General features: G+C 71.5%; 11 protein-coding genes. 5 read left to right on the top strand and 6 right to left on the bottom strand.

Going from position 1 to position 13,426, the window contains the following annotated elements; all coding sequences use genetic code 11:
* Positions 1–238 precede the first annotated feature (238 nt).
* Complete coding sequence (locus tag ACWCRB_RS22045) at positions 239–1,015, bottom strand: GNAT family N-acetyltransferase (RefSeq protein ID WP_450997652.1); 777 nt, start codon at positions 1,013–1,015, stop codon at positions 239–241.
* 212 nt (positions 1,016–1,227) lie between these two features.
* On the opposite strand from ACWCRB_RS22045, the gene ACWCRB_RS22040 reads away from it, so the two are divergent.
* Entirely contained in the window at positions 1,228–1,719 is a 492-nt protein-coding gene (locus ACWCRB_RS22040) for a nucleoside deaminase (RefSeq protein WP_450997651.1), read from the top strand.
* 19 nt (positions 1,720–1,738) lie between these two features.
* Here the strand turns inward: ACWCRB_RS22040 and ACWCRB_RS22035 are convergent, their stop codons facing one another.
* Positions 1,739–2,632, bottom strand: a complete 894-nt coding sequence (locus ACWCRB_RS22035; RefSeq protein WP_450997650.1) for a GNAT family N-acetyltransferase — start codon at positions 2,630–2,632, stop codon at positions 1,739–1,741.
* 201 nt (positions 2,633–2,833) lie between these two features.
* Here ACWCRB_RS22035 and ACWCRB_RS22030 point away from each other — a divergent pair, with 201 nt between their 5' ends.
* On the top strand, positions 2,834–4,465 hold the full coding sequence (locus ACWCRB_RS22030) for an alpha/beta hydrolase (protein WP_450997649.1): 1,632 nt from the start codon (positions 2,834–2,836) through the stop codon (positions 4,463–4,465).
* A gap of 7 nt (positions 4,466–4,472) precedes the next feature.
* Here the strand turns inward: ACWCRB_RS22030 and ACWCRB_RS22025 are convergent, their stop codons facing one another.
* The gene (locus tag ACWCRB_RS22025; protein ID WP_369031721.1) at positions 4,473–4,913 is read right to left on the bottom strand and encodes an SsgA family sporulation/cell division regulator; all 441 of its coding nucleotides are present in this window, start codon (positions 4,911–4,913) and stop codon (positions 4,473–4,475) included.
* A 485-nt stretch (positions 4,914–5,398) separates the two neighbouring features.
* On the opposite strand from ACWCRB_RS22025, the gene ACWCRB_RS22020 reads away from it, so the two are divergent.
* Entirely contained in the window at positions 5,399–6,841 is a 1,443-nt protein-coding gene (locus ACWCRB_RS22020) for a PP2C family protein-serine/threonine phosphatase (RefSeq protein ID WP_450997648.1), read from the top strand.
* A gap of 42 nt (positions 6,842–6,883) precedes the next feature.
* Here the strand turns inward: ACWCRB_RS22020 and ACWCRB_RS22015 are convergent, their stop codons facing one another.
* Positions 6,884–8,383 carry a DNA-binding protein NsdB gene (locus ACWCRB_RS22015; RefSeq protein ID WP_450997647.1) on the bottom strand — a complete coding sequence of 500 codons (1,500 nt, stop codon included), beginning with the start codon at positions 8,381–8,383 and terminating at the stop codon, positions 6,884–6,886.
* Between the two features lie 233 nt (positions 8,384–8,616).
* Here ACWCRB_RS22015 and ACWCRB_RS22010 point away from each other — a divergent pair, with 233 nt between their 5' ends.
* On the top strand, positions 8,617–9,762 hold the full coding sequence (locus tag ACWCRB_RS22010) for an aminoglycoside phosphotransferase family protein (protein ID WP_450997646.1): 1,146 nt from the start codon (positions 8,617–8,619) through the stop codon (positions 9,760–9,762).
* Between the two features lie 217 nt (positions 9,763–9,979).
* Positions 9,980–11,956, top strand: coding sequence for an N-acetylmuramoyl-L-alanine amidase (locus tag ACWCRB_RS22005; RefSeq protein ID WP_450997645.1), 1,977 nt, complete (start codon positions 9,980–9,982; stop codon positions 11,954–11,956).
* A 60-nt stretch (positions 11,957–12,016) separates the two neighbouring features.
* Here the strand turns inward: ACWCRB_RS22005 and ACWCRB_RS22000 are convergent, their stop codons facing one another.
* Positions 12,017–12,514, bottom strand: coding sequence for a hypothetical protein (locus ACWCRB_RS22000; RefSeq protein ID WP_105968051.1), 498 nt, complete (start codon positions 12,512–12,514; stop codon positions 12,017–12,019).
* A gap of 182 nt (positions 12,515–12,696) precedes the next feature.
* Positions 12,697–13,296: a CGNR zinc finger domain-containing protein gene (locus ACWCRB_RS21995; protein ID WP_450997644.1), complete on the bottom strand. Its 600-nt coding sequence runs from the start codon at positions 13,294–13,296 to the stop codon at positions 12,697–12,699.
* Positions 13,297–13,426 lie beyond the last annotated feature (130 nt).

Here is a 13,426-nt window from a genome sequence, read left to right as displayed (position 1 = left end):
GTGGCGTCAGCCGCCGACACGGCGCCGAGCTCGCCCGGTGTCCGGCCCGGCACAGGCCAGGACTCGTGCCCAGCCACGAACCGAGCCGTGGAGTCCCACCTCGGCCCGCTAAGCCACGGCGACGGATCGCCCCGGTGTCGGTCGGCGGCCCGCCCGGCGTCCGCGCCCGGCACGGGCCAGGGCCCGCTCCTGCGGTCGTCGGACTTGCCGCAGGCGCTCAGTGCAACCCCCGCACCGCTCAGGGCTCGTACACGTACGGCGTCGTCGTGGTGAGCGGTTCGAAGCCGAGGCGTTCGAGGATGGGCCTGCTCTGGTGGGAGGCGTCGACCTGGAGGTAGCGGTAGCCGCGCTCCACGGCGTCGTGGGCGCGGTGGGCCACCAGGGCGCGGTAGATGCCCTTGCCGCGCCAGGACTCGACGGTGCCGCCGCCCCACAGGCCGGCGAACCGGGTCCCGGGTACGAGTTCCATGCGGGCGGCGCTCACCGGCTCCTCGCCGGCCAGCGCCACGACGGCCGTGATCGTGTCCGGGTCGTCGGTGAGCCGGGCGAGCAGTTGGTGCCGCAGTCGGGAGCTGTCGGTGCCGAACGCCTTCTCGTGCACGTCGGCCACGAGGTCGACGCCTGCCCGGTCGGTCACCGGGACGAGACGGATGCCCTCGGGCGGCTCGGTGTCGAAGCTCAGGGCGGACACCTCGCCGATCATCAGCGTCTCCTCGGGCTCGGGCGTGAACCCCGCCGTCCGCAGCCGCTGCCCCAGGTCGATAGGGAGGTCGTGGCCGTACAGCTTCCACTCGAACCCGCGTCCGAGGCCGCTGTAGTGGCGGATCTGCTCGGCGATCGCCTCGTCGGCGCTGTCCGCGTCGAGGTCGGACCAGACCACCCCGTTCCAGCCCTGGGCGTCGGCGACCTGGCGCACCACCCCGCCCACCCGTTCGATCCGGGCGCCTGGCCCGTCGGGCTGTGCCCCTTCGCGCATGTCCCGGTCGTAAAGGGCGAGCACACCTACATGATCCATGCCGTAACTCCAGCACCCTGATGCGGCAAGCGCAACGGTATTGACACCTGGGATACGTCACCCTTCCGATCATTCGCGCACGCGAAGCATATTTCTGCTTTCCGCTCTGCTTTCTGCGCCGCCACGGTGACATCCGGCGATCACCAGGCCCTCCCTGCCGCACGGACGTACCCTGCACCCTGAAGCCGCACCACGAGGAGGCGCCGTCAGCCATGGTGAAGAGCGACGAACTGCCCTATCTGCGCCGCTGCGTGGAGCTGGCCGCCGAGGCCCTGGCGGCCGGCGACGAGCCGTTCGGTTCCGTCCTGGTGGGCGAGGAGGGCGCCGTCCTGGCGGAGGACCACAACCGGGTGGCGTCCGGCGACCGCACCCGCCACCCGGAGTTCGAACTGGCCCGCTGGTCCGCCGCCCATCTCACCCCGGAGCAGCGGGCGGCGGCCACCGTCTACACCTCCGGCGAGCACTGCCCGATGTGCGCCGCCGCGCACGCCTGGGTGGGCCTCGGACGGATCGTGTACGTCGCCTCGTCCGAGCAACTGACCGCCTGGCTGGGTGAACTGGGCGTCCCCGCAGCCCCGGTACGGCCCCTGCCCGTCAACGAGATCGCACCCGGGGTGACGGTCGAGGGACCGGTACCGGAACTGGCCGAGGAGGTACGGGAGTTGCACCGCCGCTTCCAGGCCACCGCGCGCCGACAAGGGTGACCCGTACGGCCGTTCGCCGCTAGCCGAGTTCGAGCGTGGTCACCCCGAAGACCCTCTCCCCCGCGAACTCCCGTACCGGGCCCGTGTACATCCGTGCCGTCTCGAAGGACGGCGCGAAGCCCGCCTCCTCCACCAGCGCGACGGCGGCCGTGTTCGGCTCGGGGGCGTCGATCGCGACCTCCGTCCCGGCCGCGCCTGCGGTCAGCGCTGCAAACAGGGCCCGGGCGTCGTCGGCGGTGTCCGCGAACAGCGGGCCGATCCGGGACGCGTCACGGCCGGGGCGGACGACTCCGTAGCCCGTGATGGCGCCGTTCCCGGCACGGTCGTCGTCGGCAGCCTCGCACACGAAGGCCCGATGGCCGGGGGCCGTCAGCCAGTACTCCAGGAAACGGGGCCGGTCGGCGGGGGTGCACAGGGCGTCGTACGCCGTGATCGCCGCCAGATCCTCCCGCCGTACGGGACGTACGCCCGCCGGGATGTCGGTGGCGGGGGCGGTTCCGGTGTACCGGACGGTGCGGTGGGCGGGTTCGAAGCCGGAGCGGCGGTAGTTGTCCTGCTGGGCGACCACACCGTCGAGGCCGACGGTACGGGTGCCGGCGTGGGCCAGCGCGGTCTTCCACGTGGTGATTCCGTAGCCACGGCCTCGTACGTCGGGACGGACTAGATAAAAACCCAAAAAGGCGTACGCGTCACCGTAGTTGACGACCGAGACCGCCGAGACCGGCTCCCCGCCGAGCCTGCCGATGTAGAAGCCCTCGGGGTCCTGGGCGAAGAACCCGGCGGTGTCCGACAGCCCCGGATTCCAGCCCTCGTCGCCCGCCCATCCGGTGACCACCGGCCAGTCCTCGGGCGTGGCCCGGGTGACGAGGAGGTCTTCGGTGCCCGGGGAGACCGGGTCGGCGGAGGTGGTCATGGGTGTGCTCCGTTCCGTTCCATGGGGGGATACGGCCCCGTCCGCCCACGGCTCTCGGCCATGGCTCTCGGCTGGGGCGCGACCACCCAGCGTAACCGTCGCCCGCGCCCGGCCGCCGGGAGGCGAGCCCCTGGTCACCCGCATATCGTGTTCGAGGGCGCCGCCCCGGCCCACAGCCGGGACCCCGCCCCTGGAGGCATCATGCGGTCCGCGTACCGACGCCGGGCGCTCGCCTCGGCCGCGACGCTCGCCCTGCTGGGGGCGGGCTCGCCGACGGTCGCCGCGGCGGACGACGAGCCCGGCCTGTCCCGCTTCTACGACCAGGAGATCGACTGGTCGGCCTGCGCCGCCGGGGCCCTCTACGAGCCGCCGACGGACGGCCTCCAGTGCGGCAAGGTCACCGTCCCGCTCGACTACGCGAAGCCCGGCGGCGACACCCTCGAACTGGCGATGGCCCGGTACCGGGCCACGGGCAAGTCGCGGGGTTCGGTGCTGCTCAACTTCGGCGGCCCGGGCGGCCCGGGTGTCAGCCAACTCGCCTATGAGGGCAAGGACTTCATGAGCCTGACGAACGGCTACGACGTGGTCACCTTCGACCCGCGCGGCGTCGGCAGGTCCTCCCCCGTCAGCTGCGGCGAGGGCACGGACACGGCCGCGGACGTCGCGGTGACCGGTGGCGAGGCCGGGGACAACCCGCGTGCCCTCCTCGAACAGCTGCGCAAGGCTGCCCAGGCCTGCGCCAGGCACTCCGGGCCCGTCCTGCGGCACATCGGCACCGTGAACGCCTCCCGCGACCTCGACGTGATGCGCCAGGCCCTCGGCGACAAGAAGCTCAACTACCTCGGCTTCTCGTACGGGACACGGCTCGGCGCGGTGTACGCGGCCCAGTTCCCCAAGAAGGTGGGCCGGTTCGTCCTGGACGGCGTCGACACCCTCACCGAGTCGCTCGCCGAGCAGGGTCTCGCGGGCGCCGCCGGGCAGCAGACCGCGCTGGAGGCCTTCCTCACCTGGTGCGTGGTCGACATCGCCTGTCCGTTCGGGCAGGACGTGCGCGTCGCCCGCCAGCGGGTCGTCGACCTGGTGGGCTCCCTCGACGAGGACCCGGTGCCGACCGGCTACGGCGACCGCTTCTCCGGTCAGGATCTCGTGGGCGCCATCGGGCAGGGGCTCTACAGCAAGCGGATGTGGCCGCCCCTGGAGCGGGCCCTGGCCGGACTGGTCGAGGACGGTGACGCGAGGGGGGTCATGGCGTTCGCCGGCCGCGGTGTCGCCGTCCCCCCGAGACAGAGCCCCGCGCGCGCGAACCCCGTACCGGAGAACTCCGTACGAGAGAGCCCCTCCCCGGACTCCGACGGCCGCCCTCTCGTCGACGAGGTCGAGGTGCCCATCGACAACCTTCCCGCCGCGCTGATGGCGATCAACTGCGCGGACGACCCCGACCGCCCCACGGCGGCCCGGATCACCAAGGATCTCGCCGCCCTGCGCGCCTCGTACGAGAAGGTGTCCCCGGTGTTCGGCCGCTACCGCCTCACCGAGGTCCTGACGTGCTACGGCCGGCCCAGGGGCACGGACTTCATCCGCACCGAGGTCCGGGACGTCGACACCCCGAAGATGCTCCTGGTGGGCACGCGCGGCGACCCGGCCACGCCGTACCGCTGGACGACCGAGACGGCCGAGCGGCTGGGCTCGTCGGCGGTCGTCCTCGACAACAAGGGCGAGGGCCACACCGGGTACGCGTCCTCGAAGTGCGTGCACCGCAAGGTCGACGCCTTCCTGCTGTACGGCTCCCTCCCGGCCGACGGCAGCTCCTGCGGCGCGGACGAGGCCGACTGAGCCCCTCTCACTGCTCCCGGCCCTCACCGCCCGCCGAAGGGGCGCCCAGGAGGTCGGAGAGGCCACGGTCGACGGCGTCGCCGAGGTCCTCTCTCCCGGCCGCCACGACGGCGAACGTACGGAGCAGGAAGCGGCGCAGGGCCGGGGTGTCGAACTGGAGCAGGGCCAGGCCGTGCGGCGAGTGCAGTTCCAGGACCGTCCGTGCGGGCCCGCACGGCCAGATGTGCACGTCACCGCCCCCGGCGGGCCGTCGGACACCCTCCTCCAGGAGGCTCCGGGCGAAGGTCCAGCTCACCCCCTCGCCGTCAAGGGCGGCCTCCGCCGGGAAGTCGATGTGCACGGCCAGTGGATCGGTCGAGGCGTAGCGGAGCGTGGCACGGACGGGCAGCTCCTGTTCCTCCGAGGTGATCAGGCGTGCGCGCGCGGGCTGTTCGAGGGTGACGTCCATGGCAGTCTCCGCTCCGGTTCGGGCCGACGATGCTGATGCCGACGCGTTGTGCCGACGTGGTGTTACGACCCCGAAATGGCCTCTCCGATTACGCGGAATCCGCAGCTTTTATTGTGAGCTGCATCACTAACTGGCGTGGTTTTCCGCGGGGATCGCGAACCGACGGGCGATTCGGGGGCAACCTGACCCTGCGCCCCGGCAACACATGGCCGCACATCGCACAAAAGGCCGTCGAACACACGAGTGAATGAGTTGCCACTCATCTCCATCGATCCATCAAGTCGCGTACCCCGACTACGACTTGGCACACCGGGCGCCTACCGTTTTCGCCCCAGGAAAACCGTCCGAGAAGACTGTGGCATATGCCAGAAGCACCACCGTATCGGGTGTTGCCAAATCCCTTACAGGGCGTCGCAGGCTGTGCAAGAGTCGTAACCGGTCCTTCCGTCAGCCTTGGTCGTACCGTCCCTTCATCGGAGTGCGTCATGCCGCCCCATCTCTCCGCGGACCGTCCAGCCGCCCAGCCGCCCGCGCGCGGCTCGGTCGACGCGCTCATCACCCAGGCCCGCCGGCTCAAGGGCGAGGTGGACGCCGTACGACGGGACACTCCTGCCGACGGATCGGACCCGGAGGAGCGCTGGCAGCGCGCTCTGTACGATCTGGCGCTCCATCAACTCAACGACCTCGACGAGCACTTGGCCCAGCTGCGGGACGGACCGCAGCCCCTGCCCGAGGCTCCCGTGACCGCCGAGGCGGTGCCCGCCCTGCGAGCCGTGCCGACCGCTCCCCGGCGCGACTCGCTCCTCAGCCGGGTCGGCAGCGCGGAGTGGAACCTCCTTACGGACGAGGCCAGTTGGTCCGGTGAGCTGTACCAGATCCTCGGCCGGGACCCCGCCGCGGACCCGCTCACCCTCGACGAGCTGCCCTCCCTGGTCCTCGAAGAGGACCGGCGACGGCTCACCGCGATGGTCACGGACTGTCTGATCGACGCCAAGCCCATCGACGGCGAGTTCCGCGTCGTACGGCCCGACGGCGGCGTACGGACCGTGCACATGATGGGCGAGCCCGTGCTCGACGCCGACGGCAGCACCGCCTCCATGTGGGCCGTACTGCGGGACGTCAGCGAACTGCGGCGCAGCCAAAGGACGGTGAGCGAGACCCGTGACTCGCTGCAGCGTCACCGGCACCACGCGCAGTCCGAGCGCCGGCTCGCGGTCGAGTTGCAGGAGGCTGTGCTGCCGCCGTGGCGCGGCTCCCTGCGACTCCCGCGCCAGGGACCCCAGGCCCTGGACCTGGCCGCCCACTACCTCCCCTCCTCGACGAGCGCGCTGATCGGCGGCGACTGGTACGACGCGCTCGAACTGGCCGACGGCGACACCCTGTTGAGCGTCGGCGACCTCACCGGGCACGGGGTGACCGTGACCTCGGGCATGGCGATGCTGCTGGGCGCACTGCGCGGCATGGCCGTTGCGGGCACCCAGCCGGGCCAACTCATGTCCTGGCTCAACCAGTTGCTCGACGCGTCCGTCCAGCCGGCCCTGGGCAGCGCGATCTGCTGCCGCTACCGGCCCGGGACCCGCACCCTCACCTGGGCGCAGGCAGGACACCCCGCCCCGCTGCTGTTCCGCGACGGGACGGGGCGCGTGCTGAACCCACCGAGCGGCGTTCTGCTCGGCGCGACCTCGGGCGCCGTCTACGGACAGGCCGAGGAGACCCTGGAACCGGGCGATGTGCTCCTCCTGCACACCGACGGACTGGTGCCCGGGCGCCGGGAAGGTACCGCCGTCGCAGACCGCCTGCTCGAACTGGCCCCGCGCTTCGGCGAGGCGCGGACCGCGCAGGAATGTGTACGGGCGGTGGTGGAGGAGTTCGGCGAGGCCGAGCGCGAGGACGACGCCTGCGTACTCGTCGTCAAAGTGGCCCCGTAGGACTGACGGTGCAGAACTGCCAGGGTTGGACTGCCGGGCGGGCTAGACCCGCCCGGTGTTGTTGCCGCCCCTCCCCTTCGTCTGCTTCGGCAGTGACAGTTTGATCTCCTCGCGGAGTTCGTTGATCTTCGGGTAGCTGGAGTACGCGGCGGTGAGCCGGTACATCTCGCGCAGCCGGTCCCAGGTGCGGTGGGAGGAGTTCGAGCCCATCGACACCAGCGCCAACCGTGCGTATCCGGCGGCCTGTTCGGGGTCGTCCGCGATGAAGCACGCGGAGGCCATGGACAGGTAGTCGAAGATCTTCGACCGCTGGCGGTTGTCGACCCGCAGCTCCAGGGCCTTCTCCGCGTAGTACTGGGCGTGCACGGCCGCGCCCGGTTCGTGCTCGGCCAGGGTGCGGTAGGCCAGGGCCTGCATGCCGTACAGGTCCTCCGCCTTGAACATCTGCATCCAGCTCGGCGGCGGCACATCACCCTTGTCGGAGACGAAGAGGTCCTCCGCCTGGCCGAGGGTGCGGCGCATCGCCTGGCCGTGCCCCATCGACGCCTGCGCCCAGGCCTCGACGGTGTACAGCATGGCCTGGGTGCGGGGCAGAGTCTCCTCGCCCGAACCGGAGTTGGCGAGCTTCATGAGGTCGAGCGCGTCGTCGGGCCGGCCCAGGTGCACCATCTGGCGGGCCGCCCGGGAGAGCGCCTCCCCGGCGCGCGGCCGGTCGCCGCCCTCTCGGGCCGCATGGGCGGCGATGACGAAGTACTTCTGGGCCGTGGGTTCCAGGCCGACGTCGTGCGACATCCAGCCGGCCAGGACGGCGAGGTTGGCGGCGACGCCCCACAGGCGCCGTTGGAGGGGTTCGGGGTGCCGGTAGGCGAGCATGCCGCCCACCTCGTTGAGCTGTCCCACCACTGCCTTGCGCTGGAGCCCGCCGCCGCGGGCGGCGTCCCAGGCCCGGAACACCTCGACCGCGCGTTCCAGTTCCTCGATCTCCTGCCACCCGATGGGGGCGGCCTCGTACCGGTCGAAACCGGCGGGATCGGCGTGCAGGGGGTTGTCGAGGTCGGGAGCGTCGGCGGAGAGAGTCGGGTCGGTGTGCAGCCAGTCGTGCATGGCACTGCTGAGTGCGGAGCCTGCGGTGAGCGCGACGCCCGCACCCACCAAGCCGCGTCGGTTGAGCATGAGGTCCATTCCCGTGAATTCGGTGAGGACCGCGGCAGTCCGATCGGGCGTCCACGGCACGCCGTCGGGAGCTTCCGCACTCCCGGCGCCCGGCCGTTTCCCCACACGCCCGTGCCGGACCAGACCTAAGTCCTCGATGGTCACGACACGGCCGAGACGCTCGGTGAACAGGGCAGCCAGTACACGCGGCACCGGATCGCGCGGGATCTCTCCCGTGTCGATCCACCGCCGCACCCGCGAGGTGTCCGTCGCCAGCTGGGGGTGGCCCATGGCCGCCGCCTGCCGGTTGACCAGTCGCGCGAGTTCGCCCTTGGACCAGCCGGCCAGGCCGAACAGGTCCGTCAGACGAGTGTTGGGTTGTCCGCTCACGTCAAGCCCCCAGGTTCTCGGCTGAGTTGACAGTAACCGTCTGTCAGATGCTCCGGGACTATTCGCCAGGGTTCGCCAGGGTTCGCCAGATGGTGTGCCACTGGCCAACCGGTGTCAGGTAGGAAAGCGCCACCCCGACCCGGTCGCCGAGGAACACTCCCCAGGGTGTACCGGAGCGGCCGGGCCGGGCAGCGCACGACCGAAGCAGGCACACGAAGGGATCTGTTTCTCCCATGTACGCAGCATCGTCCTCCGTGTCCGCCCCTCCCCGGCTGCTGCACCCCCGCCCGGGTGGCAGCGGCCCCTACCTCGACCCCGCGCGTCCGGCGGCCCCTGTACTGGGTGCCGGTGCCGGCCGGGCACGACGGCTGCCGGGGATCGGTACGCAGCCGCTCAGCGGGAGACTCGACCTGTCCGGCACGCAGGGCGCCCAGCTGCGCACGGCGATCGCGTCGGTGCACCGGATCTGCCCGGAGTTCGCTCCGGTGCAGGTGCTGCGCCGCAGCGGACGCTCGGTGCTCCTGGTCGGGACCACAGGGCGGAGCACGGCCGTCGCCAAGTGTTTACTAGACCAGTCTCCAGCGTGGGCCGAACGCATCCGGCACGAAATAGCCGCGTACCGCTCGTTCGTCCGGCATCGCCCGCCGGTGCGGGTGCCCCGGCTGATCGCGGCGGACCCGGACAACTGCACACTGGTCATCGAGCGGATGCCGGGCCGGGTCGCGGCCCTGCAGCGGCATCCGGTCGAGGCACCGCCGCGTGCGGACATCAGGGCGGCGCTGAGCGCGATCTGCCGACTCAACGCCTGGCGTCCCCCGGCGGGCACCTTCGACGCCCCGCTGGACTACGCGGCCCGTATCTCCCGGTACCACGAGCTGGGTCTGCTCACCGACCGGGACATGGGCGATCTGCAGAAACTGGTGCACGGCATCGCGCACTCGGCGGGCCGCCAGGGCATGGGCCAGTTCTGCCACGGCGACGCACTCCTGTCCAACATCCTCCTCTCACCGGCCGGTCCAGTGCTGGTGGACTGGGAGCATGCGGGCTGGTATCTGCCGGGGTACGACCTGGCGACGCTGTGGGCGGTCCTCGGTGACGCACCGGTGGCCAGGCGGCAGATCAGCCAGCTCGCGCAGTCGGCGGGACCGGCGGCACGGGACGCCTTCCTGGTGAACCTGATGCTGGTACTGACGCGCGAGATCCGTACGTACGAGCTGGCCGTGCAGCGTTCGATGCACGAGACGACCCCGGCGGCACCGGGACCGGCCGGACCGGGTGCTGCGCCGTCCGGCGAGGAACAGCGGCTGCTGCTGAGGCGGCTGCACGACGACTGCCAGCTGGCCCGACGGGCCGTACGAGCGGCGGTCGGCACTCGCTGACGGGGGACGTGGGCCCGCGATGCGCCTGGACAGCGGCGCAGCGCGGGCCTTCGTCATGCCTGGCCGCGGGAGGCCGCGAAACGCCGCCCGCACCCTTATTGACATGGGAACTCACCGGCCTCTGGGCATCATTGACGGATCGTCGGGCAGCCGATAGCACTGACATACGTTTCGGCCCCGTACGCACCCCCACGCCCGACCTTCCCAGGAGGCCGCCTTGCGAGGATCCGCCGAACCCACGTCTTCCACCGATCCCGGACACAGACGCCTGCGCAGAACCGCCGGTGCGCTCGCCTCAGCGGCGCTGCTGCTGCCGCTGCTCGGCGCGGCCCCGGCCGACACCGGCGCCCCGGCCGACCGGCTGCAGCGCGCCTTCGCCGCGGCGTCGGCCGAGTACCACGTACCCCAGAGCGTCCTGCTCGCCGTCTCCTATCTCCAGTCCCGCTGGGACACGCACGCCGGGGCGCCCAGCGTCACCGGCGGCTACGGCCCGATGCACCTCACCGACGCCCGGACCGCCCTCTCCGACGCCCCGCACCACAGCGAGGGCACGGAGGACGCGCGCGGCGACAGTGCCCGCCCGGCCCTGCACCCCACCACGGAGGTGCCGACGCAGGCCGAACTCCCGCCCCGGCTGCGCACGTTGACGAAGGCGGCCGAGCTGACCGGGCTGCCGGCGTCGCAGCTCCGCACGGACCCTGCGGCCAATGTGGCCGGCGGCGCCGCCCTGCTGGCCGCCGCCCAGCAGGACCTCGCCGAGCCACTGAGCACCGACCCGGCGGACTGGTACGGCGCGGTGGCGCGCTTCTCCGGCGCCGACGACACCGCGACGGCGGCGGCGTACGCCGATGACGTGTACGACGTACTGCGTACCGGCGAGCGGCGCACGACCGACGAGGGACAGCGGGTCGCCCTCGCCGCGCGCCCCGAACTGGCCCCCGACACCGCCCAGTTGAGGCGGACCGGGCTACGGACGGTGTCCGCCGCAGGCACGGAATGCCCGGTGACGGTGTCCTGCGAGTGGATTCCGGCGCCGTACGAGGAGTTCGGCGACGGCGACTACGGCAACCACGACCTGGGCAACCGGCCTGCCGGCCAGAGCATCCGGTACATCGTCGTCCATGACACCGAGGGCGCCTGGAACGGCGTACTGACCATGGTCCAGGACCCGACCTACGTGTCCTGGAACTACACGCTGCGCTCGACGGACGGGCACATCGCGCAGCATGTGAAGGCGAAGGACGTGGCCTGGCACGCGGGCAACTGGTACGTCAACGCGAAGTCGATCGGTCTTGAGCACGAAGGTTTCCTCGCGAATCCGGACGCCTGGTACACGGAGGCGATGTACCGGACGTCGGCCAGGCTGGTGCAGTATCTGGCGGCGAAGTACGGCATCCCGCTGGACCGCCAGCACATCCTCGGCCACGACAACGTGCCCGGCCCGACCACCGCAACGGTTTCGGGGATGCACACCGACCCGGGCCCGTACTGGGACTGGCAGCACTACTTCACCCTGCTGGGCCGCCCCTTCGAGCCGACGGCCCGCCGGGCCGACAGCGGTGTGGTGACGATCCGCCCGGACTACGCGTCGAACCGCCCGGTGTACACGGGCTGTGTCACGGCGGGCCAGGCGTGCGCGGCCCACGGATCGAGCGAGGTACGCCTGTACTCCCAGCCGGACACCGCTTCATCGCTGATCAAGGACATCGGGACACACCCCACGGGCGACGGCACCTCGACGATCGGCGTCAACGACATCGGGTCGCGGGCCTCCACCGGCCAGCAGTACGCGGTAGCGGAGCGCAGGGGCGACTGGACGGCGATCTGGTACCTGGGCCAGAAGGCCTGGTTCCAGAACCCGGCGGCGAACCCGACGGCGGTGAGCGCGACCGCCGCGGTCGTCACACCGAGGGAGGGCCTGACGGAGATCCCGGTCTACGGAAGGGCGTACCCGGAGGCCTCGGCCTATCCGGCGGGCGTCCCGGCGCAGGCGGTCTCGCCGCTGCCGTACAAGCTGCCGGCGGGCCAGAAGTACGTGGCCGGGGACAAGGTGCCGGGCGAGTACTACTACGCGGTCACCTTCGACACGTCCGCACACCGGGTCGTGGTCGGCAAGGACCAGTACTACGAGATCCAGTTCGGCCACCGGGTGGCGTTCGTGAGGGCGGCGGACGTACGACTGACGCTCCGCTGAGCAAAGCGCTACAGGGCGGGGGCCTGGCCCCCGCCCTGTACGCAACCACCGTCAGTCACGTCACTGGGTCTGGAAAAGCTCCGCGGGCAGCGGCTTCAGCAGCGCGTACAGGTCGTCGGTGATCGGGCGATCCCATGCCGCGATGGTCACCAGCACGTTGTCGCTGCGGTCGAACTGCACGCAGGCGATCCGGCTCTCGGAGAGCTTGAGGCGGCGCACGATCAGGAGGTTGTCGCCCTGCATCACCGGGACGTCCTCGGTGCCGACGACGGTGACCTCCTCCTCGTTCTCCAGGGCCAGCAGCAGCTGGGCGACCTCGAACGGGACCTCGTCCTCGGCGACGTCACGGGCCGGGGAGCCCTCCGGCAGATTGCCGATGACCATCGCGGGACCACGGCCACCGAACAGGTCGTAGCGCAGAAACACCCCCTGGCAGCTGCCATCCGGGGCGGGCAGCAGGCCCGCACCCAGATTGCCGGGCCAGTCACCCGGATCCATGGCCAGAACATCGAAGTCGGGGCCGGCGGGAGTGGCACTGCGGCGGCGGAGGAACGACATACAGCAATGGTACGTGCCCGGCCGGACCTCCATGTCCCCCGGGAGCCCGACGCTCCGCGGGACAGGCTGTTCGTTTGCCACCGGCCGGTGGGGGCTGGTCGCGCCCACGCGGCGGAGCCACATATCGACACAGCCCCGCGCCCCTTGGGGGCGCTGCACCGCACCGGGTTCATCGGCTCCGGTCAACCAACCTGCTTGTGCCGCTCGTGATGGCGGGCGACCCGGGCCCGGTTTCCGCAGGCCGGCCTGCACCACTCCTGGCGCGGGTGCTCCTTGAGGAAGTAGCGCACGCAGCGCGGTGCGTGGCAGGCCCGCAGCCGTGCCCGGTCCGGGCCGGCGAGAAAAGTGACAGCGGCCTGCGCGAGCACGGCCACGATCTCCTCCTCGCCTCGTACGCCCTGGTGGCGTACGACGGGTTCGGCGTCGTCGGCCCAGTCGAGCACGGGGACGGTGGGCGTGCGGGCGGCGGCCTCGTTGAGCCGTCGCAGCGCCTCGGGCAGGGGCAGCAGCCGTGCCGCGTCCGCCGGGCTCGGCTCGCCGGGCCGCACCGCACGGGCGAACAGGGTGCGGACGGCGGCACGGAGTTCTCGTACGGCGGTCAGGGCGGCCTCGTCGGCGACGAAGCGGTCGGTGTCCGGCAGGGTGTCGCGGTGGGCGCGCACCCAGGTGGTGAGGCCGGTGGGGCCGGTGAGGTCGTCGGCGACACCGCCCTCACCGTCATGGCGGACGGTGAGAGCAAGGTCGAGGGCGAGCCGCGCGTCGCTGGTGATCAGGTCCCGCATGAGCCTAATGCTAAGCCCCGCCACACCCATTAGCGCGATTTTTCCTCGCCCCCGCCGCCCCTACCCGTCCCATCCTCGGGGGCTCCGCCCCCGAACCCCCGCTCCTGGTCTTTCAGCCCGTCCGGCGTTT

It is taken from the genome of Streptomyces sp. NPDC002156, assembly GCF_053593675.1.
This window is presented reverse-complemented; position numbering and strand designations above follow the sequence as displayed.